Genomic DNA, 23,803 nt, shown 5'->3' on the forward strand with positions numbered 1-23,803 from the left:
GGGGACCGACACCGCGATGACCAGAGGAATTCATGAACCGCGCCGCCGCTGCCTTTGACGAGACGACGATCGACGTCGACGATTGCTGGAACCGGATCGGCACGCGCGGCGACCGCACGTGCGAGCGGCTGAACGAGTGCCTGCGCTGCCTGAACTGCCCGGTGTATGCGTATCACGCGGCGAAGCTGCTCGAGCGCCCGCTCGGCGGGGCGGAGATGGCCGACGCCACGCGCCGGATGAGCGCGCCCGGCGCGCCGCACGTGCGCGACGCCGACGCCGATACGCGCCATGCGGCGCTGGCGTTCCGCGTGGCCGACGAATGGCTCGCGCTGCCGATCGGCGTGCTGCGCGAGATCGCCGGCACGCGGCCGATCCATTCGCTGCCGCATCGCCGCAATTCGGCCGTGCGCGGCGTGGTCAACATCCGCGGCACGCTGCGCATCGCGATCTCGATCGGCGCGCTGCTCGGGCTCGATGTCGGCAAGGGCGGCAAGGGCGGTGATGACGGCCGCTTCACGCGGCTGCTGGTCGCCGCGCACCAGGGCGAGCCGGTCGTGTTTCCGGTCGACGAAGTCGAGGGTGTGTTGCGCTTCGGCGCATCCGACTGGGTGCCCGTGCCGGCCACGGTCGGGCGCGCGAGCGCCGGCCTGTCGCGCGGCGTGCTGTCGTGGCGCGGCAAGTCGGTGGGCCTGCTCGACGACGACCGCCTGTTCGACGCAGTCACACGGAGCATGCGATGAGCGGCGATGACGACCTGAGCCACCTGTCGCTGCTCGAGCTGTATCGCGAGGAGACGCGCACGCAGACCCAGGCGCTGTCCGAGCGGCTGCTCGCGCTCGAGTCGGGCGAGCCCGATTCCGTCGCGCTCGAGGCATGCATGCGCGCCGCGCATTCGCTGAAGGGGGCCGCGCGCATCGTCGGCGTGCCGCTCGGCGTCGACATCGCGGGGCGGATGGAGGAGTGCTTCGTCGCCGCGCAGGCCGGCACGATCGCGCTGACGGCCACGCACGTCGACGTGCTGCTGGCGGGCGTCGATTTGCTGGTGCGCGTCGGCGATCCGCAGGCGCAGCCCGTGACGCAGACGGAGATCGACGTGTTCGCGGCGGCGCTCACGGGCGCCGACGGCGCGCAGACGATGCAGGTGTCGGGCGCCGTCCCGCCGCAGGCGCCGCCGACGGTCGTGCCGTATCGCGAGCACGACGGTGCCGCGAACGAGCCCGTCGGGGCGAGTGCCGCGGTGCCGCCGCTTGCGGTCTCGGGCGCGGTGCCCGATCCGGCCCAGGCCGGCCGCGTGGCCGGCGCCGGCGCGATGCGCCGCGTGCGCGCGGATACGCTGAACCGGCTGCTGAGCCTGTCCGGCGAATCGCTGGTCGAATCGCGCTGGCTCAAGCCGTTCGCCGAATCGATGCTGCGCGTGAAGCGCGCCCAGCGCGACGCCGCCCGCTCGCTCGATTTGATGTACGAACAGTTCGCCGACGATCTCGACGCGGGCATGCTCGCGTCGATGAACGAAGTCCGGCACATGCTGAACGACCTGCAGCGCTCGCTCGCCGAGCGCATGGACGAATTCGACCGCTTCGAGCGGCGCAGCACGCATATCGCCGAGCAGCTGTACGACGAGGCGCTGCAATGCCGGATGCGGCCGTTCGGCGACGCGACGCGTGCGTATCCGCGCATCGTCCGCGATCTCGCGCGCTCGCTCGGCAAGCAGGTGCGTTTCTCGATCGTCGGCGAGGGCACGCAGGTCGACCGCGACATCCTCGACCTGCTCGACGCGCCGCTCGGCCACCTGCTGCGCAACGCGATCGACCACGGCGTCGATTCGCCGGAGGCGCGGCGCGCGCGCGGCAAGCCGGCCGAGGCGAGCGTGACGCTGGAGGCGCGCCACAGTGCCGGCTCGCTGCTGGTCAGCGTGATCGACGACGGCCCGGGCGTCGACATGGACGCGCTGCGCGCGGCCGTCGTGCGCCAGCGCCTGACCGACGACGAGACGGCCGCGCGGCTGTCCGATCCCGAACTGCTCGAATTCCTGCTGTTGCCGGGTTTCTCGATGCGCGACGCGGTGACCGACGTGTCGGGCCGCGGCGTCGGCCTCGACGCGGTGCAGGAGATGGTGCGCGGCGTGCGCGGCGCGGTGCGGATCTTCAACGAGCCGGGCGCGGGCATGCGTTTCGTGCTGCAGCTGCCGCTCACGCTGTCGGTGATCCGCAGCCTGCTCGTCGAGGTCGGCGGCGAGCCGTATGCGTTCCCGCTCGCGCACGTGCGCCGCACGCTCGAACTCTCGCACGACGATATCGACGTGCTCGAAGGGCAGCCGCATTTCCCGTTCGACGGCCGGCGCGCGGGCCTCGTCGCCGCGCATCAGCTGCTCGACGCGGGTGAGCCCGATGTCGCGCGCACGAGCACGGCGGTCGTGGTCGTCGGCGGGGAACCCGAGCTGTACGGCGTCGCGGTCGACCGCTTCCTCGGCGAGCGCATGCTCGTCGTGCAGCCGCTCGACAGCCGCCTGCACAAGATCCAGAACATCGCGGCCGGCGCGCTGCTCGAGAACGGCGATCCGGTGCTGATCGTCGACGTCGAGGACCTGATCCGCTCGGTCGACAAGCTCGTGCGCGGCGGGCAGCTCGCGCGGCTCACGCGCGACCCGCAACTGGCGCTGGCCGACCGGCGGCGCCGCGTGCTCGTCGTCGACGATTCGCTGACGGTGCGCGAGCTCGAACGCAAGCTGCTCGAAAAGCGCGGCTACGACGTGACGGTCGCGGTCGACGGGATGGACGGCTGGAACGCGGTGCGCAGCGATGCGTTCGATCTCGTCGTCACCGACGTCGACATGCCGCGCATGGACGGCATCGAACTCGTCACGCTGATCAAGGGCGATCCGATGCTCAAGCGCGTGCCGGTGATGATCGTGTCGTACAAGGATCGCGACGAGGATCGCCGTCGCGGGCTCGATGCGGGCGCCGACTACTACCTCGCGAAGAGCAGCTTCCACGACGAGGCGCTGCTCGACGCCGTGCACGACCTGATCGGGGACGCGCGAGGATGAACATCGGCATCGTCAACGACTTGCCGCTGGCCGTGGAGGCGCTGCGCCGCGTGATCGCGCTGCGCACCGACCATCGCGTGTTGTGGGTGGCGACCGACGGCGACGAGGCGGTGGATTTCTGCGTCGCGCATCCGCCCGATCTCGTGCTGATGGATCTCGTGATGCCGAAGGTCGACGGTGTCGCGGCGACGCGCCGGATCATGGCGCGCGCGCCCTGCGCGATCCTGATCGTGACGGCGAGCGTCAGCGCGAACACGTCGTCGGTCTACGAGGCGATGGGCGCGGGTGCGCTCGATGCGGTCGACACGCCGACGCTCGCGCTCGGGCTGTCGACCGATGCGTCGCCGCAGGCGCTGCTCGCGAAGATCGACCAGATCGGCCGGCTGCTCGAAAGCCGTTCCGCGGCGCTCGTGCCGCCGGGGCCCGCACCCGAGCGCGGCCAGCCGACGCTCGTCGCGATCGGCGCATCGGCGGGCGGGCCGACCGCGCTGACCGCGCTGCTGCGCGCGCTGCCGGCCGACTTTCCGGCGGCGATCGTGATCATCCAGCATGTCGACCAGGCGTTCGCGCTCGGGATGGCCGAGTGGCTCGACGGCTATACGCGGCTGCCGGTGCGCGTCGCGCGGCAGGGCAGCGTGCCGCAGGCCGGCGAGGTGCTGCTCGCGGCGACCAACGATCACCTTTACCTGTCGCCGCGCGGCGTGCTCGGCTATACGCGGCATCCGGTCGAGACACCGTACCGGCCGTCGATCGACGTGTTCTTCAACAGCGTCGCCGACGGCTGGCAGGGCGAAGCGTTCGGCGTGCTGCTGACGGGCATGGGGCGCGACGGTGCGCTCGGCCTGAAGGCGATGCGCGCAAAGGGCTGCCACACGATCGCGCAGGACGAAGCGACGAGCGCCGTGTACGGAATGCCGAAGGCGGCCGCCGCGATCGGGGCGGCGTCGGCGATCCTGCCGCTCGAACGGATCGCGCCCCAGCTGATCTCGCGCATCACGCGTCCGCTGCGCGACTGACGGCGCTCGAGGGGCCGGCGACACCGTCCCGTTCCGCTGCGCTGGCGGCCGCATTGCGGGCGGCGCGGAGCGTCGCGTACTCGCGTACAATGGCGGCCTGCGGAGATGGCATGCCTCCCTGCGGTCGTACGCGGCGCGTTGCGCACGGTGCGACCCTCAACCGCCGGTAAGCCCGGCTGATGATGCCTGCGTGTTCCTGGGTCGTCAGGAGGTCGCAGGCCGTCCATGCGGTATTCTGCCGCCCAGGTTTTGATGTGCCGTCGAATCTGGAAATCATGTTCTTCACGACTTCTGCCGATCTTCTCGCGACCGTGCGCTACGTGTGCCGCTGGCTCGCGCTCTCGGCCCTGCTTGGCGCACTGGCCGGCACGGCTTCCGCCTTGTTCCTGATCGCGCTCGACTGGGCGACCGGCACGCGCGTCGCGCATCCGTGGCTGCTGTGGGGGCTGCCGGCGGCCGGTTTCGCGACCGGCTGGATCTACCATCGCTTCGGCCAGTCCGTCGCGCGCGGCAACAACCTGCTGATCGACGAGATCCACGACCCGAAGGCGCTCGTGCCGAAACGGATGGCGCCGCTCGTGCTCGTCGCGACCGTCGTCACGCACCTGTTCGGCGGCTCGGCCGGCCGCGAGGGCTCGGCCGTGCAGATGGGCGGCGCGCTCGCCGATCGCGTCACGCACGTGTTTCGTCTCGATCGTGAACATCGCCGTGTGCTGCTGATGGGCGGCATCGCGGCCGGTTTCGCATCGGTGTTCGGCACGCCGCTCGCGGGCGCCGTGTTCGGGCTCGAGGTGCTGGCGATCGGGCGCGTGCGGTACGACGCGCTGCTGATCTGTGTCGCGTCGGCGATCGTCGCGGACGTCGTCTGTCGCGCGTGGGGCGTGCATCACACGGCCTATGCGATTCCGTTCGTGCCGGCCGTGTCGGCGACGGGGCTGGCCGTGACGGTCGTCGCGGGCGTGGCGTTCGGCGTGGTCGGGCGGCTGTTCGCGTTCGCGACGCATGCGCTGACCGCGTGGTTCCGCCGCGTCATCCGTTATGCGCCGCTGCAGCCGGTACTCGGCGGCCTGCTGGTCGCCGCGGCTGCGACCGCGTTGAACGTGCCGCAGTATCTCGGCCTCGGCATCCCGACGATCGAGGCCGCGTTTCACGGCCCGTTGCCGCTCTACGACTTCGCGGGCAAGTTCGCGTTCACCGTCGTCACGCTCGCGTCGGGGTTCAAGGGCGGCGAAGTGACGCCGCTGTTCTACATCGGCGCGACGCTCGGCAACGCGCTCGGCCAGGTGCTGGCGCTGCCGGTACCCGTGCTCGCGGGGCTCGGCTTCGTCGCGGTGTTCGCGGGCGCGGCCAACACGCCGATCGCGTCGACGATCATGGCGATCGAACTGTTCGGCGCGGACATCGGCGTGTATGCGATCGTCGCGTGTGTCGTTGCGTATCTGTTCTCGGGGCACGCGGGGATCTATCGCGCGCAGCGCGTGGCGGTGGGCAAGGGCGCGCAGGCCGAAGCCGAATGACACGGGCGAGGCAAGGCGATGCGGTTTCCCGCCTTCATGCGCCTGAACTGCAGGCGGTTCTCGAGCGACGGCGCGCCCGACCGCGTGGCGGGCGACATCGAACGCTTCATCGTGGCGTCGATGCCGTCGCGTGAACACGATCCGTGTCCGGTCGCGGGCGGCGGCCCGACGCATCCATGCGGCACCCGCGGTGCCGGAAACCGGGAGCACGACATTCAATGACGCTGGAAGACTTTCTGATCGAAGCGCGGCGCCTCGCCAGGCCATGCCGTCAATATCGCTTCGCGAGTGGCGGTGAACCCGTCACCGGCTACTGGCACGGTGTTGAAGCAGGCGCGCCGTGCGTCTCCGTCGAGCGGGACGGCACCTGGCTGAACGTGTATCTCGACGAGGGCGGGACATCGGGCCGCGTGGAAACCGCCTTGCAGCCCGTCCGGTCGGAACGCCCGCTGTGCCGGTCCGACGCGACGTCGCTCCCGCCGGTCGACGCGGTGTTCCGCTTCGGCTCAGCCGCGATCGACGCCTATCTCGACGCGCAGGGCTGGCAACGCGACTGGGGATTCAACGGCAACTTCAAGGGCATCGCGGCACACGACTACGAGCGTGAGTGGATGGCGCAATGCCCGCTCTACACGGGCGGGGTGGTCGCCGTCTCGGGCGGGTGGAACATGCACTGGCCCGACGACGACGAACCGGTCGATCTCGATCTCGTCCTCTGGACGTTCGAGGAAGCGGAGCCGTGGGTCGAGGTGTTTTGCGACGGCGGCCGGTACTCGGTGATCCAGCGGATCACCTAGCGCGCCGCCATCCGTTACGGCTTCGGCAGGCGCGCGACATGGCGCGCCAGCAGCTCCTCGATATCGATGCCCTTTTCGGCCAGCAACGCCGTGACGACACCGTTCAGTTCGCCGAGCGTTTCCTTGACCGATTCCCGGATCGTGTCCACGACCACCTGCGTGCTGCGCTCGATCTCGATGTTGACCGTGTCGTTGACGCCCTTCGCATCGAAGGTCGTCGCGCGTCGCGTTTCGGGAATCAGCCAGACATCGAACCAGCCTTCGTCGCGGTTGACGTCGGACACCGTCAGGCTGCAGCCGTTGATCGCGATATAGCCCTTCGCGAACACGTACCGCTTGAATGCGTCCGGCACGCCGATGCGCACCATCCGGTTATGCTCGGACGATGCGATGTGCCGGATGGTCCCGGTGAAGTCGACATGGCCGGACAGCGGATGCCCGCCGATCTCCGCGCCGTCCTTCGCGGCCCGCTCCACGTTGATCCGCGCACCTGTCGTGAGGTCGGCCAGCGTGGTGATTTTCAGGCTCGGCAGCATCACGTCGAAGTCGATCAGTTCCGGCGAATGGATGGTCGTCACCGTCAGGCAGACGCCGTCGACCGAGACGCTGGCGCCGATCTCGATGTCGTCGGTAAACCGTTCCGGGAATTCGATGCTGAAGGTTCTCAGTTCCCCGTGGTCGGCGATGGTCTTGATGGTGGCAACGCCCTGGACAATTCCTGTAAACATGGTCGATCCCTTGTCGCAAACTTGCTGGCCCACATGATAAGGGATACCGGAAGAGGCGGCCTTGCGGCGCGCGGCTTCCGGAGGGGCGGGCGGAATTCGCGGCCGAAAAAAAGGCCGTGCACCTGGCACGGCCTCGATCCGGATCCATTTGTCGACGCGCGCCGGCGGTGATGACCGCACCACCGGCGCGCGTCGCGCCTTTCTTGCGTCACGCCTCGGCCGGCTCGCCGAGCGGCCCGGCACGATTGTCCGCCGCGCGCCGCGGCGAATCGGCGAGCCCCTTCGCGAGTTCCAGCGCCTGCCGCTCGAACAGCCGGCGATAGATGCCGCCGTCGATGCGGATCAGCGCGTCGTGGCTGCCTTCCTCGATCACCGTGCCACGGTCGAGCACCAGCAGCCGGTCGAGCGCGCGCACGGTCGACAGCCGGTGTGCGACCACCAGCGTCGTGCGGCCGACCATCAGCCGCTCCATCGCCTGCTGGATCAGCAGCTCGCTTTCGCTGTCGAGGCTCGACGTGGCTTCGTCGAGGATCAGGATCGGCGCATCGGCGAGGAACGCGCGCGCGATCGCGACCCGCTGGCGTTCGCCGCCCGACAGCTTGATCCCGCGTTCGCCGACCAGCGTGTCATAGCCGTCCGGCAGCGCGGCGATGAAGTCGTGCGCGCTGGCGAGCCGCGCGGCGCGCTCGATGTCGGCCCGGCTCGCGTCGGGGCGTGCATACGCGATGTTCTCGGCGAGCGTACGGTGGAACAGCACGGGCTCCTGCTGGACGATCGCGATCTGGCTGCGCAGCGAATCCTGCCGGACCTGCGCGATGTCCTGGCCGTCGATCGTGATACGGCCGCCCGACACGTCGTACAGGCGCTGGATCAGCTTGATGAACGTCGTCTTGCCCGACCCCGAGTGGCCGACGAGGCCCACCCGCTCGCCCGGCGCGATGCGCATCGAGAAATCGTCGTACAGCGGCACCGGATGGTTGCCGTAGCGGAACGTCACGTGCTCGAAGCGGATCTCGCCTTGCCCGATCCGGATGGCCGGCGCGCCGGGACGATCGTCGATGCCGAGCGGCTGGCGTTCGAGCGCGACGAGTTCTTCCATGTCGTTCACCGAGCGCTGCAGGTTGCGGATGTGCATGCCGACGTCGCGCAGGTAGCCCTGCAGCATGAAGAACATCGTCAGCGCGAACGCGATGTCGCCGACGCTCGCCTCGTCGTTCACCCACAGCCGCAGCGCGGCGCCGATCATCGCGGCCTGCATCGCGACGAGCATCGCGCCCTGCAACCCGCCGTTGAGCGTGCCGCGCACCCACGTGCGGCGCGTGCGTTGCCGCCATTTGCCGATTACGCGGGCGAGCCGCGCTTCCTCGCGCGTTTCCGCGCCGAACGCCTTCACGACCGCGTTGCAGCTCACGGCATCGGCGAGCGCGCCGCCCATGCGCGTATCCCACAGGTTGCCGAGCCGGGCGGCCGGCGCGACGATGCCGAGCGACACCGCAACCGTCACCGTGATGTACAGCAGCGAACCCGCGCCGACGACGAGCCCCATCACGGGCCAGTGCGTGCCGAGCAGCACGGTTGCGCCGACGAGCATCGTGACCGACGGCAACAGCGCGATCAGCACGGTGTCGTTCAGCAGGTCGAGCGCCCAGATGCCGCGCGTGATCTTGCGCACGGTCGAGCCCGCGAAGCTGTTCGCGTGCCAGTCGGTCGAGAAGCGCTGCACGCGATGGAACGACGCGGCCGCGATCTCGCTCATCATCTTCAGCGTGAGCGTGATGATGTTCAGGTAGACGCCTTGTCGCAGCACCGTCGCGCCGAGGCCGAGCGCGGCGAGCGTGCCGAATGCGACGAGGGCCGCATGCCACGCGGCGGCGCGGTCGGTCAGCCCGGTTGACAGCGCGTCGACGAGGCGGCCGGCGAACAGCGGCGTGAGCACGTCGGCGAGCGCGGCGAGCAGCGCGAGGCTCGCGACCGTGGCGGTGCGTGCCGGCTGCTTGCGCCAGTAACGGAAGGTGAAGCCGAAGACGGCCTGGAATGCCTGGCCGCCCAGATGGGTGGTTTTTCTGGTCATGTGTCGTTGCCCGGCGCATCGCGCGACGGGGCTTTCCGGTTGGGCGAACATCGAAAACGCAACAGCCGGGCCGCGCGGAAACCGTGCGGCGAAACGAAACGGGGCTGTCGGGAAACGGCGCGGCTGACGGGTTAGCGGAAAACTCGGGAGCCGGCGCGGACGGCGGGCTGGATCAGCTGCGCCGTGGGACCACGTTCGGGAAGGATGCTGGCATTCGGAACATCTGCACCTCCCCTGAAGTGAACGGTTGAAAGGACGCCGAAAAGACGTGGAAATGATTCTATCAGCAGCGCCGGGCGCCCTGCAACGTCTGACGAATGCGGCGTTGCAGCGTCGATACGGTTAGTATTCAGGGCTTCGGCCCTTCTTTTGCGGGCCTTCCACAGTGCGGCAGCGCAGGGGCCGGCACACGCATCGATTACACTTCGACGTTTGCGGCGCACCGCGCCGAGACCCTCGCAGATTCACGATACATTCCTGAGGAAACGATGAGCGACGTTCAGCAAGGCATCCTGACCCCGATCGATACGGCGGCCCGATACCTCACTTTCACGATGTCGAACGACGGCAATGTGGCGGCGGCGCTGGCCGCGCTGCGCGAGATCGTCGACGGACGCGACACGGTCGTCGGGTTCGGGCATGCGCTGGCGGCGCACCTCGGGCACCCGGTGCCGGGCCTGACCGGATTCCCGGCGTTCGCGGTGAAGGACCGCACGCTGCCGGCGACGCCGGCCGACGTGTGGGTCTGGCTGCGCGGCGACGATCGCGGCGAGATCGTGCTGCGCGCGCGGGCGATCGAACGCGCGCTGGCGCCGGCGTTCGCGTTGCAGGATGCGGTCGACGGTTTCCGCTATTCGAACGATCGCGACCTGTCCGGTTACGAGGACGGCACCGAGAACCCGGAAGGCGACGAAGCCGTGGCCGCGGCGATCGTGACCGGGCAGGGCGCGGGGCTCGACGGTGCGAGCTTCGTCGCGGTCCAGCAATGGCTGCACGACTTCGAGCAGATGGAGCGCATTCCGTCGGGCGACATGGACAACATCATCGGGCGCCGCCGCTCGGACAACGAAGAACTCGACGACGCACCCGAGTTCGCGCACGTGAAGCGCACCGCGCAGGAAAGCTTCGAGCCCGAAGCGTTCATGCTGCGCCGTTCGTCGCCGTGGTCGGACGCGCGCCGCGCGGGCCTCTACTTCGTGGCGTTCGGCTGCTCGTTCCGCGCGTTCGACGTGCAGATGCGCCGGATGAGCGGCGCGGAAGACGGGATCGTCGACGGCCTGTTCCGCTTCACGCGGCCGTTGACGGGCGCGTATTTCTGGTGCCCGCCGATGAAGGACGGCAAGCTCGACCTGTCCGCGCTCGGACTGTAAGCGCCTGACGGTGTCGACGAACGGGGGGCCGCGCATCGCGCGCGGCCCCCCGTTTCCTTTTGCGCGGCGATTTGCGCGGCGCTCGTGTGTCGTGTGCGTTGCGTGTCAGTTCAACGTCGTGTCGATCCGCGTGCCGCGCTTGATGAACTGCGTGACCGGCGTCTTCTCGCAGATTTCGGCGAGGCGCTGGCGTTGCGCATCGTCGAGCGGGCCGTCGAGCGTCACGACACGGCGCACGTACTGCGTGCCTTCACGATCGGCGTGCAGCTCGGTGCGCACGTCGATACGCGCGGCCGGCCACGCCTTGCGCTGCATGTACATGCGCAGCGTCGCGGCCGTGCATTGCGCGAGGCCGGCCAGCACGAATTCATAGGGCGCCGGCCCGCGATCCTGGCCGCCCTCGCGTGGGGCTTCGTCGCCGGTCAGCGCGTGGGTGCCGGCCTGAAGCTGGACGACGTAATCGGGCGCATCGGCGTCGAGGACGGCGGCGGCGTGGATGAGCGACATGGCAAGTCTCCGGTCAGCGGGAAAAGGAAAAAGGGAATAAGGGAGCCGGGAAGCGGAAAGTGGACGCCGCGCGGCGGCGCGCAGCCGTCAGCATACCGCTCCGATGGCGATGGCGATGGCGATGGCGATGGCGATGGCGATGGCGATGGCGATGGCGCGCGCGATGCGGCTACGCGTCCGCGCCGCCGGCACTGCTGCGCACGAGCGCGGCGATGCGCTCGCGTACCCACTGGTGCGCACGATCGGCGTCGCGCGATTCGTGCCAGTACGCGAGGAGCGGGAACGGCTTGAGCCGCAACGGCAGCGGCCGCACGACGATCGGCAGCATCGCGGCCATCCGCAACGCATAGGTGTGCGGCAACGTGACCAGCAGGTTGCCGGTCGCGGCGATCTGGCACGCGGCGAAATAGTGCTGACAGGTGAGCCGGATATCGCGAAAGCGGCCATCGTTGCCGAGCAGCACGTCGAGCGATTGCGGCTCGCCGAGCGACGACACCGCGACATGCCGCGCCGCGAAATAGTCGCCGCGCCGCAACGGCTCGCGCGCAAGCGGATGATCGCGGCGCAGTGCGACGACGAGCGAATCGTCGAGCAGGTGTTCGGTGGCGATGCGCGGGCCGGTCGGCACGCGGCGATCGACGGCGAGATCGAGATTGCCCGATGCGAGTTCGCGTTCGATCCCGGCTACCGCGATGCGCCGGCTCACGAGCCGCAGGCCCGGTGCTTCGTCGGCGAACGCCGCGACGATCCGCGGCAGCGCGATCGATTCGAGCACGTCGCGAATGCCCACCGCGATGCTCAGGTCGAGCGTCGCGGGATCGAATGCCGACGGCGCGCGCGCGGTGCCTTGCAGGCCCTTCAGGTGCAGTTGCACGTCCGTGATGATCGAGCGCGTGCGTTCGGTTGCGACCACACGGTTGCCCTGGCGCACGAACAGCGGATCGTCGAAATGCGCGCGCAGCCGGTTGAGCGCGTGCGTGACGGCCGGCTGCGTGAGATGCAGCGCGCGGGCGGCCGCGCCGATGCCGCCATGCACGTAGACGGCGTCGAGCACGCGAAACAGGTTCAGGTCGAGACGATGGTCGGCGGGCACGGGGCGCGGGTGGCGTGGTGAATGGTGGAGCGATTCTAAAGGATGCGCGGGCAACGGATACGCGGGCTTTCCTGCGTGGCGATCGGCGGCGTTGAATACATGGGAATATCGTTTGCGCCGATATTCGGCGATGCATTTATCCGGATACCCGCCGCAATTCGTCGTCATGAAAATGCGCGGATTTCGATGCCCATGATCGCAACAATTGGCGATATCGGCCCGTGCAATTCCGCACCGGCCCACCAGCAACCCCTGGCAGCCTGTAGTAATCCGCCATCATGCTGTCCACCTCGGCCATTTCGCGCCAAAGCCGCGACCCGTTCGGCTAAGATGCCGTCGCTTCATATTTCGGGATAGCCGTCCTGTCGCACGCATTCAAACCAAATATAAGCCTGACAGTTCGACGGTATTAGAAGAAGTCGAAACAAGTCGGGGGCTTGGCCAGTGAATGCAGCAGATCAGAGATGGGTCGTTATCTATTTGAGTACGGGGTTTTCGTTGGCCCAGGCCGCGCGTATTGGCGAGGCTTTCAATCTGGCGAATCGCCTGCACGCATACAGTGCTGATTACCAGTTGAAGTACGTATCCGAAAGCGGGGGGCTGTTGCAGTCGTCGTCCGGGGTGAGCATCGCGGCCGATCCGCTCGGCGACGAGCACGGTCGCCGCGCGCTCGCGTTCTTTCATCTTCACGGCGACCGTGCGGCCGTCAATTGGGACGACGCATTGCAGCGTCGCCTCACCGACATCCGCCGCCACGCACGCTGGATCGTCGACGCGATGGACCTGCCGACGCTCGCGGCCATGCAGCGACCGTCGGCGGCGATCGAAGGGCGGCCGGGCCGGGCCGGCCGCCGGGTCGCCACGACGGTCGAGTTGCAGGCCGGCGAAGCCGACGTGTTCGCCGCGGTGCTCGACATGTTCCGCGTCGATCTCGGCGACGGCGCCGCGCAGGAGATCGCCAGCAACATGCTGCGGCCGGTCGAGCAACGCTATGCGCAGTCGATGTGGGCCTTTCGGGAGCTGAGCGCGAGCCCGTCGATCCGGATGTCGGCGCAGCGGCTGCGCGCGCAGAGCGTGAACCGCATCTCGATCGCCAACGCCGCGCAGGCCGCCGCGATGAGCGAGCGCAATTTCCTGCGGCGCTTCAAGAAGGAGATCGGCGTGACGCCGACCGAATTCGTCCAGCACGTGCGGCTCGAGCGCGCCTGCCACATGCTGGTCCACACGACGCTGCCGGCCGACAAGGTCGCGCGCCGCACCGGGTTCGGCAGCGGCGAGCGGCTCGCGAAGCTGTTCCGCCAGCGCATGCTGATGTCGCCGACCGAATATCGCGTCTCCGAGCGTGAACGGATCCTCACCCGCGGTGCGCCGACACTCGATGCGCACGGGGAGGCCTGCGACGGTGCCGGGGAGCCATGCGCCGCGTGCGCCGCCGCGCGGGAAAAAAAAGGACGGATACCCGTAGAATCGTCCTGTCGCGATTTCGATCCCCGGTTTCCATGTCCTTCCTCCCCACCACCGCCACAGCCCCTTTCTGCCCGTCGGAAGTAAAGGGCAGCATCACGATCGATGCCGGCGCGCCGCGCTGGCAGAAGCTCAAGCGCTTCTTCGGCCCCGGCCTGCTGGTCGCGATCGGCTACATGGATCCCGGCAACTGGGCGACCGACATCCAGGCCGGCTCGCAGTTCGGTTATTCGCTGCTGTGGGTCGTCGCGTTCTCGAGCCTCGCGGCGATCTTCCTGCAGATGCTCGCGGCGCGGCTCGGCCTCGTGGCGGGCAGGGATCTCGCGCAGGCCAGCTACGACCGCTACGGGCGGGTCGGCCGCATCGTGCAGTGGGTGACCGCCGAGGTGTCGATCATCGCGTGCGACATCGCGGAAGTCCTCGGCTGCGCGCTCGCGTTCAAGCTGCTGCTCGGCGTGCCGCTCGCGTGGGGGATCGTGCTGACCGCGCTCGACACGGTGATCGTGCTCGGCCTGCAGGGCAAGGGGTTCCGGCAGATCGAGGCGATCGTGCTCGCGCTGATCGCGACGATGGCGTTCTGCTTCGTCGCGCAGGTCGCGATCACGCCGCCCGACTGGCACGCGGTGGCCGGCGGGCTGGTGCCGGGCGATCCGGGCCACGACCGCAAGGACGCGATCGTGCTCGCGCTCGGCATCGTCGGCGCGACGATCATGCCGCACAACCTGTACCTGCATTCGTCGGTCGTGCAGACGCGGCGCGTGGTCGGCGGGGCGCGCGGGGTGATCCGCGACACGCTCGCGCTGGTGCGCATCGATACCTGCGTGTCGCTGTTCGTCGCGATGCTCGTCAACGCGGCGATCCTGATCGTCGCGGGCGCGGCGTTCCATGCGACGGGCCAGCACAACGTGACCGACATCGAGCAGGCCTACAACCTGATTACGCCGATCGCGGGCGGCGCGGCCGCGCTGCTGTTCGGCATCGCGCTGCTCGCGTCGGGGCAGAGTTCGACGCTCACCGGCACGATCGCCGGCCAGGTGATCATGGACGGCTTCCTGCATACGAAGATTCCGTGCTACCAGCGCCGGCTGATCACGCGCGGGCTCGCGCTCGTGCCCGCGCTGATCGGCGTGCTGTGGCTCGGCGACGGCTCGGTCGGGAAACTGCTCGTGTGGAGCCAGGTGCTGCTGAGCCTGCAGCTGCCGTTCGCGATGTGGCCGCTGATCCGCTCGGTCAGCGATCGCAACACGATGGGCGAGCACACGATCGGGCGCGGGATGCAGGCCGCCGCGTGGGCGCTGTTCGTCGTCATCACCGGTACGAACCTGCTGCTGATTACCGGTGTCGCGGGCTGATACAGCCTGTCACAGGCTGACACAGTCGCGCGGCGCGCATGCGGTAAACTGCGGCCTTTCGATCGTCGTCCGAAGTCCGTTATGTGGAGTGAAATCAGCAACATCGGCGATGCCGCGCTGACCTTGCCGATCGCGCTGACCTGCGCGGCCTGGCTCGCGCTGACCGACTGGCGCCTCGCCGCCCGCTGGGGCGTGCTGCTCGCCGCCGGCATGGGCGTCGTCGGCGCCACGAAGATCCTGTATGCCGGGTGCGGCATCGAGCTTCCGCAATTCGATTTCCGCGTGATCAGCGGCCATACGATGCTGTCGACGTCGGTGTGGACCGTCGCGCTGTCGATGCTGTGGCAGGCGTTCCGGCCGGGCAAGGTGCCCGGCATCGCGGCCGGGCTGGCCATCGGCGCGGTCACGGCCGTCGCGCGGGTGTTCGATCATTCGCATACCGTTCCTGAAGTGATCGTCGGCTGGATGCTCGGCGCGCTGGTCGCGCTGGTGTTCCTGCGCGGCTACGATGGTGTGCGGCAGCGCGCATTCTCGCCGCGCGTCGCGGCCGTGTGCCTGCTGCTCGTGTCCGGCATCGCGTACGGGCACCGCGCGCCGTTCCAGCAGATGATCGACACGCATTCGCCGCAACTCTGCGCGTTCGTGCGCGCGCCGTCGGGCGACGGCTTCTGACGGTCGCCGGCCGCGGCGCCCCGGCGCCGCTTTCCTGCCGCATTCGCCCGGCGGTTGCACGATTCCACGCCGCCCGTCTTCCCGATTGCTTCCTCGCCTGCGCGGAACCCGACCCTCGCCATGACACGATTCGACGAACCAGCCGGTCTGCGTGACCGGCCGCGCCGGCTTGCGCGTGCGTGCCGATACGCGAAGGTCATGAGCCCAGCCTATGACCGGGCATAACGAAGATTCATTTCATCGATCGGCGGCATTCGCGTACGCTGGCTGTCGTTCAACCGGGGCGGGCTGGCCGGCGTGTCCGGCGCGCGTCACGCTCATCTCGATATACTCGCGGAAACCGTGCGGCGCCTCGTGATGGCGGCGAAGGGTCGACCGGCCCGCGCTGGCGGGAACCGGCACGGAACATCCGTCGCGGCAGCGTTCCGCGACGACGATTCACGATAGGAGCAGGTCACATGACAGTCGTTTCTTCGCGCCTTGCCGGCAAGTGCGCATACATCACGGGCGCCGCAGGCGGTCTCGGCCGCGCGATCGCGCGCCGGATGGTCGAGCAGGGCGCGCGCGTGTTCGTGACCGACATCGCCGACGCGGAGGTGCTCGACGCGTTCGCGCAGGAACTCAACGCGGGCCATGCGGCGCCGGTCGCGTTCGCCGCGACGCAGGACGTGCGCGACGAAGCGCGCTGGCAGGCGCTGCTCGCGCAGGCGGTCGACGCGATGGGTGGGCTGTCGGTGCTCGTCAACAACGCGGGCGTCGGCTCGATCGGCTCGCCCGCGCAAATCGAGCTGAACGAATGGCGGCGCGTGATGGCGATCAACGTCGAGAGCATCGTGCTCGGCTGCAAGCATGCGCTGTCGTATCTGGCGGAAAGCCATCCCGCGTCGATCATCAACATCTCGTCGGTCGCCGCGTTCAAGGTCGAACCGGATTTCACCGCGTACAACGCGTCGAAAGCAGCCGTCGCATCGCTCACGAAGTCGGTCGCGATCGACTGCGCGCGCCGTGAGATCGACGTGCGCTGCAATTCGATTCACCCGGCGTTTATCCGCACGGGGATCGTCGAGCCGCTGTTCCAGTCGCTCGGCGAACGCGACGCGACGCGCAAGCTCGCGCGGGGCATTCCGCTGCGCCGGCTCGGCGAGCCGGACGACGTCGCGCATGCGGCCGTTTATCTCGCGTCCGACGAGAGCCGTTTCGTGACGGCCGCCGAACTCGTGATCGACGGCGGCATGTGCGCGGTCTGACGCGCATCCCGAACCACAACGATTGGAGGAGAACAGCATGTCGACACCCGTGAACCGCCAGCTGCTGCTGAAGACGCGCCCGGAAGGGCGGGTCGGCCGCGAACATTTCTCGCTCGTCGAAGCGCCCGTGCCGGCGCTCGCGGACGGCGAGGTGCTCGTGCGCGTGCTGTACCTGTCGATGGACCCGACCAACCGCGTGTGGATGAGCGACGTGCCGCAATACCTGCCGCCGGTGGCGATCGGCGAGGTGATGCGCGCGCTCGGCATCGGGCGCGTGGTGGCGTCGCGCAACGCGGGTTTCGCGGAAGGCGATCTCGTGCAGGGGCTCGTCGGCTGGCAGGACTATGCGGTCGTGCCGGCCGACCAGGCCGCGCAGCTCGTGAAGCTGCCCGCGCAGTCGGGCCTGCCGCTGCCGACGCTGCTCGGTGCGTGCGGGATGAGCGGGCTGACCGCGTACTACGGGCTGACCGACATCGCGCCGGTGCAGCCGGGCGAGACGCTCGTGGTATCGGCGGCGGCCGGTTCGGTCGGCTCGATCGCCGGCCAGATCGGCAAGATCCACGGCGCGCGCGTGGTCGGCATCGCGGGCGGCGCGGACAAGTGCCGCTACCTGACCGAGACGCTCGGCTTCGATGCGGCCGTCGACTACAAGGCCGACGATTTCCGTCAGCAGCTGAAGGCCGCGACGCCGGACGGCGTGCACGTGAATTTCGAGAACGTCGGCGGCGAGGTGATGCGCGCGGTACTGTCGCGGATGGTGATCGGCGGGCGCGTCGCGCTGTGCGGCGTGATCTCGAACTACAACAGCGGCCGGGCGGCGGACGACGTCGGCGTGCTGATCTCGAAGCGGCTGACGATGCGCGGCTTCCTTATCCTCGACTATCGCAAGAGCCGCGAGGCCGTGCAGACGCTCTCGGGCTGGCTGCGCGACGGCCGGCTCAAGGCCGAGGAGACGGTCGCAGACGGTCTCGAAAACGCGCCCGACGTCCTGAATCGCCTGTTCGACGGCGATCATCGCGGCAAGCTCGTGCTGCGCGTCGATCCGGACGCGTGAGCGGCCCGCGGCTCGGCGTGCGATGTCGTTCGCACGCTGCCGCGAGAGGGTGTCGACCGCGAGGCGGTCGATCAACCGCGCCCAAGTTTCGGACTTGTCTCATGTATTGTCGGGGCGTGTCTCCCTAAAGTGATTGCCAGCAGATGGCGGCGTGATGACGCTCGCGGCGGATGACGCGACGGGCGCCGTGGCGCCCGTCGTGATCCGCATTCGTCATCCGTGACGGCGCGCGTCGGCAGGGGCGTGGCACGTGGCCACGCGTTGCGTCATTCGTTCTGTTCGGCGCGTGCGTAGATGTCCCAGCTCGCCATGAACAGCGCGGCGACGAGCGGCCCGATCACGAAGCCGGTGATGCCGAACAGTGCCATCCCGCCAAGCGTCGAGATCAGCACGACCCAGTCGGGCATCTTCGTGTCCTTGCCGACGAGGATCGGGCGCAGCAGGTTGTCGACGAGACCGATCACGCCCACGCAGAACGCGACGAGGATCGCGCATTTCCACACCGCGCCGATCATCAGGAAGTAGAGCGCGGCCGGCACCCACACGAGGCTCGCGCCGATCGCGGGCAGCAGCGACAGGAACGCCATCAGCGCGCCCCACAGCACGACGCCTTCGATCCCGAGGATCCAGAAGATCAGGCCGCCGAGCGCGCCCTGCACGAGCGCGACCGCGATGTTGCCCTTCACCGTCGCGCGCACGACCGTCGTGAACTTGGCCAGCAGCAGGTTCTTGTGCTCGTCGTCGAGCGGCAGCGCGCGGCGCACGCGGCGGCCGATCTCGCCGCCGTCGCGCAGCAGGAAGAACACCATGTAGAGCATCACGCCGAAGCTCACGACGAACTGGAAGGTGTTCTGGCCGATGCTGAGCGCCTGGGTTGCCGCGAGCTGGCTGATCTGAGCGGCGCCATCGGTCAGCTTCTTCTGGATGCCCGGGAGGTTGCTCAGGCCGTATTTCTGCAGCAGGTGCTGGATCGACGTAGGCAGCGCGTGGATGATGTCCTGGAAGTACTGCGAATAGTTCGGCTGCGCGGTCTTGATTTCCTGGTACACGTATGCGATTTCCTGCACGAGCGTCGCGGCGACGAACACGAGCGGCAGGATCACGATCAGCACGATCAGCGACAGCGTCACGAGCGCGGCGAGGTTGCGCCGCTTGCCGAAGCGTGCGGCGAGCCACCGCTGCACGGGCTGGAAGAGGATCGCCAGTATGGTGCCCCAGAACACGGCGCCGGAAAACGGCGTGAGAATCCAGCAGAGTCCGACGGTGACCGCGGCCAGCAGGAAATAGAAGAATTTTTGGTGGTCGTGTCCGCTATCCATGGATGACATTCGCGCAGATTGATGCGTGGTTTGATTGAATCTCGTTGCCCCGTGCGCGATCGGTTCGCGATCGTCACGGGTTCACGGCGCAACGCGCTGCGGGCGGCCATCCGCCGGGCGGCCCGAACCGGAGTATGCCCGCAAAGGTGCCGCCATCATAGCGGCTGCGCGCGGCACATGCGAAAACGCCGCGGCCGGGGCCGCGGCGCTGCCGGGAAGCAAACGCGGCGCAACGCCGCGTGCCGCATCGTCAGATGTTGAGCTTCGTGACCTTCGTGCCGTTCACCGACAGGTCGCCCATCAGGCCGACGTTGGTCAGGATCAGCACCTCGACCGGTGCGGTGGCCGTGTTGGAGTCGACCGCGCCGTTCGCGCCGACCTTCACGACCGCGACCGACGCGTCGGCGCCGGCCGACCAGCCTTCGGACTTGCGGAACGAGTCGAGCGCATCCTGCGTCATGAACAGGAACACGACCGCCTTCGACTGCGCGCCGGCCTGCAGGCCGACCGACAGCGACGACGTGTTGTAGTAGCCGACCGTGCTGCCGCCGACGCGCAGCGCGCCGTTGCCGGACTGGCCGCCGACGATGAAGCCGGCCTGCAGCACGCTCGGGAACACGAGCACGCCGCGCGATTTCGCGACGAGTTCACGCGAGCCCGGCACCGTCGAATAGAGGCGCGAGAGCGTCGCGTTGACGCTGGCGTCGATCGACTGGCGCTTCGACGCGCTGGCCGCGGCGCCTTCCGGCTTGTCCGGCGTGGTCGTGCAGCCGGCGAGCGCGAGGCTGCCGAGCAGGACGGCGGCGGCGGCTTTCATGGCAAAGGTCTTCTGCATGGCGTTTCTCCTTCTTTGTCTGATTGATGACGGACGGGGCGGGCGGCGGGACGGCCGGCTCCGTTCAACGGCGGGCAAGGAGCAGGCCCGCAACGAACGCGAGGCCGGCAACGACGCCGGCGGTTTGCCACGGGTTGTCTTGCACGACCTGCGACACGCGTTCGGCGGAATCGCGCAGCCGGGCGGCTGCGCTGCCCGACGCATGGTCGAGCGCGCCGCGTGCTTCATCGAGCCTGGATTGCACGCGCTTGCGCAGCGCGGCAATATCGCCGTCGCCGTCGTTTTTCAGCAGATCTTCGAGTTCATCGACCAGCCCGCGCAGATCGTCGGTGACGTCGGCATGCAGGTCGCGGGCGGCCGAGCGCGTCGTGCGTCCCACGCGCCGGCCCGTGCGACGAATGTCGGACAGGCCGCGGTCCAGCTTGTGTTCGATCGAGTCAGTGAGCGCCATGGTGTTTATCCTCCTTCGATTCAAGGCCAATTTGAAGATAAGACGAATCCCAGCAACTAATGTGATTCACTTGGCCCGGTTGAGTTTCGAGACAAATTTTCAATTCGTTGGCGGATTTGCCGGAAAGCCCCGCCACGCGGGGCCGCGCGAAGATTGAAAAAAATTCTCAAATGGGCGAAACGCGTGCAACAAGAAGCGATACGAAGTGAATGTCCGGTAAATATGGCGTCGCCCGGGGTACCAGGTAAATAGTGCCATTGCAGGCGATGGGCTGATGCAAATGCACTAATCGACGCTGTACGGGCGAGCAGGGTTTGTGCCTGCGGCCGGCATTCGCGAGCCGTTGTCCAGTGCAAGGTCGACGACGACGGGATCGTGGTCCGACGATCTATACGCGTCGGGTGCGTAATAGGACGACCGATGTGCGGTCGTTTTGTAATCGGGCACGGGTTGCAGTGCAGACGGTTCATCGGCGTTGATGTGCCAGACGTGCACGGCTTTGACGCGCGCGGTCAGGGCCGGCGTCGCGAGCGCGTGATCGAGGCTGCCGGCCTCGCCGCGAAATACGTAGCTGTACGCAGTATCGCCGACGAAGCGCGCCACCAGGTTCGCGTAGCCGCGCGATTCGAGCGCGCGAACCGGATCTTCCTTCGCATAGCTGTTCAGGTCGCCGACCAGCAGTACGCCATCGGCCGCGGCGCCTGTCGGCGATCCGGCGAGCCAGCCGGCGATGCGCACGGCGGCCCGCGTGCGCGCCGCGTTCCAGCAGCCCTGGCCGTCCGACCGGTCGAGATCGGCGCCGGTCGCGTTCGGGCAGTTCTTCGATTTCAGGTGATTGACCGCGACCGTCAACGCGCGCGTGCCGCCGATGCGCCGGAATGTCTGCGCGAGCGGCGGGCGATGCCGGCCGCCGAGCGAGACGGTCGCGGCGCGGCCGACCGGCTCGACCGTGCGGCTGTCGTACAGCAGCGCGACCGCGATTGCATCGCGGCCGAGCCGCGCGGTGCCGGGATCGACCACGCGCCAGCCTTCGCCAAGCTGCGCGGCGAGACGCCGCACGGCGCTCGTGTCGCCGTGGCCGTTGTTCGCGATTTCCATCAGCCCGATCACGTCGGCACGCAGCGCGCGCAATGCCGCAACGATCTTCGCCTCCTGCCGCGCGAACACGGCGGGCGTTTTCGCGCCTCGGCCGGCCGGGGCATCGAATCCGCCGCCGTGCCCGTCACCATTGAAATAGTTGAATACGTTGAACGACACGATGCGCGCGTCGGCATCGGGATGACGGGCCGGCGCATCGGTACGCGGGTTCGAGGCGGCATCGAAGACGGGCGCCGCGCCGGCAACCGGTTGCAGCCTCCATGCGCCGTAGCGCAGTTCGAGCACACCCTCGCCGCCGCGCACCGTGTAGCCCGCGCGCAGCGTGTTGGCGGCGCTGAGCGCGGGTGGCGGATAGCGCACGGTTGCGGGATCGCGGCGGTTCGAGCCGTCGTCGAGCACGATGCGATTGCGTGCGTTGGCTGCCGCGAGCGTGGCGGCCTCGGCCGGCGGTGCGACGTGGGTCGGGATGCGCAGCCGGCCGTGGCTGAGGACGACGCTGCCGTAGCGGCCGAGTGCGTGGGTATCGCTGACCGTCAGCGTTTGCGGCAGGCGCACGCGCATGCCCTCATGCGCGGCCAGCACGGATAACGTGGCGACCGGCAGCGTAAGCGTCGCCGGGGTGACGGTCTGCCCGCTTGCGCAGACGGTCATGCCGCCCGACAGTGTGAACTGCGTCCGGCCGTAGCGCTCGTCGACGCGGCCCGTGAGATGCACGAGATCGCCGGCTTTCGCACGCGCGTTCGGTGCGTACACGAACACGCCTTCCGGGACGCCCGGCCGGTGCCGTCGCTGCGCGTCGGCCTGCTGGACGAAGAAGCCGCCCAGGCCGTCGGCGCCGGTGAATGCCGCGGTGACGATCGCCTCGATCGAGGTCGTTTGCCCGGCCAGCGGCGACGGGCCGCCGGCGCCGCGGAGGTCGGCAATCGGCGTGGTTGCGCCGCCGCAGCCGGCGCTGACCGGCGGCGCGGCCGCGGCGGGCCCGGCGAAGAGGACGAAGAGGGTGGAGAGGACGAAGAACGCTGCAACGGCAGGCGGCGAAAGCAGGCGTGACATGGGGCGGTCCACAGGAAGAAAATCCGACGATTCGGGAAAGCATCTTGACGGCAAAATGTCAGGAAGCGGCGAAATTGGCCGTCCGGCCAGTGTGCCGATCGGCCGACGATGCAACGCGCACGGCGGCTGTTACGCTTTTGCATCGGCGGCGCATCCCGATCGCGCAGCACACGCTGCCGCGCCCCGTTCCCACAGGAGAAATCCATGTCCTACATGCTGTTGATTGTCGAGCCGACCGACCAGCGTGCCGAGCGCACGCTCGACGAAGGCCAGGCGCTGTACGCGCGGATGGTCGATTTCGCCGAGACGCTGAAGGCGCGCGGCGTGCTGCGCGGTGTCGAGTCGCTGGAGCGTTCCGAGCGCGGCACGCGCGTGCAGGTGCGCGACGGCGAGACGCGCCTGCTCGACGGCCCGTTCGCGGAGGTGAAGGAGATGGTCGGCGGCTTCTTTCTCGTCGACGTCGACACCCGCGAGGAAGCGATCGAGATCGCGCGCCAGTGCCCGGCCGCGCAATGGTGCACGGTCGAGGTACGCGCGGTCGGCCCGTGCTTCCTGTGAATGCTGCGACTCGGTATTTACCCTGATTGGTAGAGGAACGTGTCGATCCGGGCGTCTTCCGGCCGTCGTCCGGATAAGGCGCCGCCGAACGCGCGCCGCCTTCCACCGATGACAAGGAGTAAACGATGCGATTCATGATCATGATCCGGGCGAACGCCGTCAGCGAATCCGACGCGTTGCCGGACAACCGGCTGGTCGAAGCCATGACCGTCTACCACGAGGAACTGGCCAGGGCCGGCGTGCTGCTCGACGCGAACGGGCTGCGGCCGAGCGCGCGTGGCTGGCGCGTGCGCTACACGGGCGGCAAGGGCACGGTGATCGACGGCCCGTTCGCCGAAACGAAGGAACTGATCGCCGGCTATACGCTGATCCAGGTGCGTTCGCGCGACGAGGCGCTCGAATGGACGCGCCGGTTCCCCGCGCCGTTCGGCGCCGAAATGGACTGCGAGATCGAGGTGCGGCCGCTGTTCGAGCTCGACGATCTCACCCCGAGCGACGCGGTCGAGCGGTTCCGCGATCTCCACGTCGGCCGCACCCAGGCCTGAATCCACCCGA

21 protein-coding genes, 1 pseudogene and 1 riboswitch are annotated in these 23,803 nt (G+C 68.6%); of the genes and pseudogenes, 14 read left to right on the forward strand and 8 right to left on the reverse strand.

What is annotated here, in order from left to right; genetic code table 11:
- Positions 1 to 32: 32 nt before the first annotated feature.
- The 5 genes from AB3K92_RS11995 (at position 33) to AB3K92_RS12015 (ending at position 6,376) form a co-directional block, all read left to right on the forward strand.
- Entirely contained in the window at positions 33 to 740 is a 708-nt protein-coding gene (locus AB3K92_RS11995) for a chemotaxis protein CheW (protein WP_059484112.1), read from the forward strand.
- Complete coding sequence (locus AB3K92_RS12000; protein ID WP_369465144.1) at positions 737 to 3,046, forward strand: hybrid sensor histidine kinase/response regulator; 2,310 nt, start codon at positions 737 to 739, stop codon at positions 3,044 to 3,046. The genes AB3K92_RS11995 and AB3K92_RS12000 overlap by 4 nt, the downstream gene beginning before the upstream one ends.
- The gene (locus tag AB3K92_RS12005) at positions 3,043 to 4,062 is read left to right on the forward strand and encodes a chemotaxis response regulator protein-glutamate methylesterase (RefSeq protein WP_369465146.1); all 1,020 of its coding nucleotides are present in this window, start codon (positions 3,043 to 3,045) and stop codon (positions 4,060 to 4,062) included. Before AB3K92_RS12000 ends, AB3K92_RS12005 begins: the two co-directional genes overlap by 4 nt.
- 92 nt (positions 4,063 to 4,154) lie before the next feature.
- Positions 4,155 to 4,258, forward strand: a riboswitch (Fluoride riboswitch).
- Between the two features lie 79 nt (positions 4,259 to 4,337).
- A complete protein-coding gene (locus tag AB3K92_RS12010) occupies positions 4,338 to 5,579 on the forward strand; it encodes a voltage-gated chloride channel family protein (RefSeq protein WP_369465148.1) in 1,242 nt (413 codons plus the stop codon).
- A 218-nt stretch (positions 5,580 to 5,797) separates the two neighbouring features.
- Positions 5,798 to 6,376, forward strand: a complete 579-nt coding sequence (locus tag AB3K92_RS12015) for a hypothetical protein (RefSeq protein ID WP_369465151.1) — start codon at positions 5,798 to 5,800, stop codon at positions 6,374 to 6,376.
- Positions 6,377 to 6,390: 14 nt separating this feature from the next.
- Here the strand turns inward: AB3K92_RS12015 and AB3K92_RS12020 are convergent, their stop codons facing one another.
- Both AB3K92_RS12020 and AB3K92_RS12025 read right to left on the reverse strand, forming a co-directional pair.
- Positions 6,391 to 7,104: a riboflavin synthase gene (locus AB3K92_RS12020; RefSeq protein ID WP_048022213.1), complete on the reverse strand. Its 714-nt coding sequence runs from the start codon at positions 7,102 to 7,104 to the stop codon at positions 6,391 to 6,393.
- Positions 7,105 to 7,312: 208 nt separating this feature from the next.
- Complete coding sequence (locus AB3K92_RS12025; RefSeq protein WP_369465153.1) at positions 7,313 to 9,175, reverse strand: ABC transporter ATP-binding protein; 1,863 nt, start codon at positions 9,173 to 9,175, stop codon at positions 7,313 to 7,315.
- Positions 9,176 to 9,663: 488 nt separating this feature from the next.
- Between AB3K92_RS12025 and AB3K92_RS12030 the strand changes: the two genes are divergently transcribed.
- Entirely contained in the window at positions 9,664 to 10,545 is an 882-nt protein-coding gene (locus AB3K92_RS12030) for a Dyp-type peroxidase (protein WP_021157611.1), read from the forward strand.
- Positions 10,546 to 10,650: 105 nt separating this feature from the next.
- Here AB3K92_RS12030 and AB3K92_RS12035 read toward each other — a convergent pair whose 3' ends face one another.
- Positions 10,651 to 11,052: an OsmC family protein gene (locus AB3K92_RS12035; protein WP_059591685.1), complete on the reverse strand. Its 402-nt coding sequence runs from the start codon at positions 11,050 to 11,052 to the stop codon at positions 10,651 to 10,653.
- A 169-nt stretch (positions 11,053 to 11,221) separates the two neighbouring features.
- Complete coding sequence (locus tag AB3K92_RS12040; protein WP_059675043.1) at positions 11,222 to 12,145, reverse strand: LysR family transcriptional regulator; 924 nt, start codon at positions 12,143 to 12,145, stop codon at positions 11,222 to 11,224.
- A gap of 498 nt (positions 12,146 to 12,643) precedes the next feature.
- On the opposite strand from AB3K92_RS12040, the gene AB3K92_RS12045 reads away from it, so the two are divergent.
- From AB3K92_RS12045 to AB3K92_RS12070, 6 genes and pseudogenes are all read left to right on the forward strand, one after another.
- Complete coding sequence (locus AB3K92_RS12045) at positions 12,644 to 13,696, forward strand: helix-turn-helix domain-containing protein (protein ID WP_369465783.1); 1,053 nt, start codon at positions 12,644 to 12,646, stop codon at positions 13,694 to 13,696.
- The gene (locus AB3K92_RS12050) at positions 13,645 to 14,961 is read left to right on the forward strand and encodes an Nramp family divalent metal transporter (RefSeq protein WP_042973617.1); all 1,317 of its coding nucleotides are present in this window, start codon (positions 13,645 to 13,647) and stop codon (positions 14,959 to 14,961) included. The genes AB3K92_RS12045 and AB3K92_RS12050 overlap by 52 nt, the downstream gene beginning before the upstream one ends.
- A gap of 81 nt (positions 14,962 to 15,042) precedes the next feature.
- Positions 15,043 to 15,633, forward strand: a complete 591-nt coding sequence (locus AB3K92_RS12055) for a phosphatase PAP2 family protein (RefSeq protein ID WP_021157606.1) — start codon at positions 15,043 to 15,045, stop codon at positions 15,631 to 15,633.
- 458 nt (positions 15,634 to 16,091) lie between these two features.
- Positions 16,092 to 16,880, forward strand: a complete 789-nt coding sequence (locus tag AB3K92_RS12060; RefSeq protein WP_369465159.1) for an SDR family oxidoreductase — start codon at positions 16,092 to 16,094, stop codon at positions 16,878 to 16,880.
- Positions 16,881 to 16,917: 37 nt separating this feature from the next.
- Positions 16,918 to 17,934, forward strand: coding sequence for an NADP-dependent oxidoreductase (locus AB3K92_RS12065; RefSeq protein ID WP_021157603.1), 1,017 nt, complete (start codon positions 16,918 to 16,920; stop codon positions 17,932 to 17,934).
- Between the two features lie 145 nt (positions 17,935 to 18,079).
- Positions 18,080 to 18,157: pseudogene (locus tag AB3K92_RS12070) on the forward strand (thioesterase); the annotation flags it as partial.
- 43 nt (positions 18,158 to 18,200) lie between these two features.
- Here AB3K92_RS12070 and AB3K92_RS12075 read toward each other — a convergent pair.
- From AB3K92_RS12075 to AB3K92_RS12090, 4 genes are all read right to left on the reverse strand, one after another.
- Positions 18,201 to 19,253 (reverse strand): AI-2E family transporter, encoded by a 1,053-nt coding sequence (locus AB3K92_RS12075; RefSeq protein ID WP_042973615.1) that lies wholly within the window; start codon positions 19,251 to 19,253, stop codon positions 18,201 to 18,203.
- Between the two features lie 250 nt (positions 19,254 to 19,503).
- A complete protein-coding gene (locus AB3K92_RS12080) occupies positions 19,504 to 20,088 on the reverse strand; it encodes a YSC84-related protein (RefSeq protein ID WP_369465163.1) in 585 nt (194 codons plus the stop codon).
- A gap of 64 nt (positions 20,089 to 20,152) precedes the next feature.
- A complete protein-coding gene (locus tag AB3K92_RS12085) occupies positions 20,153 to 20,539 on the reverse strand; it encodes a YqjD family protein (RefSeq protein ID WP_021157600.1) in 387 nt (128 codons plus the stop codon).
- A gap of 285 nt (positions 20,540 to 20,824) precedes the next feature.
- Complete coding sequence (locus AB3K92_RS12090) at positions 20,825 to 22,690, reverse strand: ExeM/NucH family extracellular endonuclease (RefSeq protein WP_369465166.1); 1,866 nt, start codon at positions 22,688 to 22,690, stop codon at positions 20,825 to 20,827.
- Between the two features lie 204 nt (positions 22,691 to 22,894).
- Here AB3K92_RS12090 and AB3K92_RS12095 point away from each other — a divergent pair, with 204 nt between their 5' ends.
- Positions 22,895 to 23,248 (forward strand): YciI family protein, encoded by a 354-nt coding sequence (locus AB3K92_RS12095; protein ID WP_021164040.1) that lies wholly within the window; start codon positions 22,895 to 22,897, stop codon positions 23,246 to 23,248.
- Positions 23,249 to 23,373: 125 nt separating this feature from the next.
- The gene (locus AB3K92_RS12100; protein WP_021164039.1) at positions 23,374 to 23,793 is read left to right on the forward strand and encodes a YciI family protein; all 420 of its coding nucleotides are present in this window, start codon (positions 23,374 to 23,376) and stop codon (positions 23,791 to 23,793) included.
- Positions 23,794 to 23,803 lie beyond the last annotated feature (10 nt).

The organism is Burkholderia sp. Bmkn7 (assembly GCF_041103175.1).
Classification (GTDB): domain Bacteria; phylum Pseudomonadota; class Gammaproteobacteria; order Burkholderiales; family Burkholderiaceae; genus Burkholderia; species Burkholderia cepacia.

Coding starts and splice junctions, on each gene's coding strand:
- AB3K92_RS12015 (WP_369465151.1), top strand. CDS start 5,798: ATGACGCTGGAAGACTTTCTGATCGAAGCGCGGCGCCTCGCCAGGCCA.
- AB3K92_RS12080 (WP_369465163.1), bottom strand. CDS start 20,088: ATGCAGAAGACCTTTGCCATGAAAGCCGCCGCCGCCGTCCTGCTCGGC.
- AB3K92_RS12030 (WP_021157611.1), top strand. CDS start 9,664: ATGAGCGACGTTCAGCAAGGCATCCTGACCCCGATCGATACGGCGGCC.
- AB3K92_RS11995 (WP_059484112.1), top strand. CDS start 33: ATGAACCGCGCCGCCGCTGCCTTTGACGAGACGACGATCGACGTCGAC.
- AB3K92_RS12075 (WP_042973615.1), bottom strand. CDS start 19,253: ATGGATAGCGGACACGACCACCAAAAATTCTTCTATTTCCTGCTGGCC.
- AB3K92_RS12065 (WP_021157603.1), top strand. CDS start 16,918: ATGTCGACACCCGTGAACCGCCAGCTGCTGCTGAAGACGCGCCCGGAA.
- AB3K92_RS12010 (WP_369465148.1), top strand. CDS start 4,338: ATGTTCTTCACGACTTCTGCCGATCTTCTCGCGACCGTGCGCTACGTG.
- AB3K92_RS12050 (WP_042973617.1), top strand. CDS start 13,645: ATGTCCTTCCTCCCCACCACCGCCACAGCCCCTTTCTGCCCGTCGGAA.
- AB3K92_RS12055 (WP_021157606.1), top strand. CDS start 15,043: ATGTGGAGTGAAATCAGCAACATCGGCGATGCCGCGCTGACCTTGCCG.
- AB3K92_RS12035 (WP_059591685.1), bottom strand. CDS start 11,052: ATGTCGCTCATCCACGCCGCCGCCGTCCTCGACGCCGATGCGCCCGAT.
- AB3K92_RS12020 (WP_048022213.1), bottom strand. CDS start 7,104: ATGTTTACAGGAATTGTCCAGGGCGTTGCCACCATCAAGACCATCGCC.
- AB3K92_RS12085 (WP_021157600.1), bottom strand. CDS start 20,539: ATGGCGCTCACTGACTCGATCGAACACAAGCTGGACCGCGGCCTGTCC.
- AB3K92_RS12025 (WP_369465153.1), bottom strand. CDS start 9,175: ATGACCAGAAAAACCACCCATCTGGGCGGCCAGGCATTCCAGGCCGTC.
- AB3K92_RS12005 (WP_369465146.1), top strand. CDS start 3,043: ATGAACATCGGCATCGTCAACGACTTGCCGCTGGCCGTGGAGGCGCTG.
- AB3K92_RS12100 (WP_021164039.1), top strand. CDS start 23,374: ATGCGATTCATGATCATGATCCGGGCGAACGCCGTCAGCGAATCCGAC.
- AB3K92_RS12095 (WP_021164040.1), top strand. CDS start 22,895: ATGTCCTACATGCTGTTGATTGTCGAGCCGACCGACCAGCGTGCCGAG.
- AB3K92_RS12000 (WP_369465144.1), top strand. CDS start 737: ATGAGCGGCGATGACGACCTGAGCCACCTGTCGCTGCTCGAGCTGTAT.
- AB3K92_RS12060 (WP_369465159.1), top strand. CDS start 16,092: ATGACAGTCGTTTCTTCGCGCCTTGCCGGCAAGTGCGCATACATCACG.
- AB3K92_RS12090 (WP_369465166.1), bottom strand. CDS start 22,690: ATGTCACGCCTGCTTTCGCCGCCTGCCGTTGCAGCGTTCTTCGTCCTC.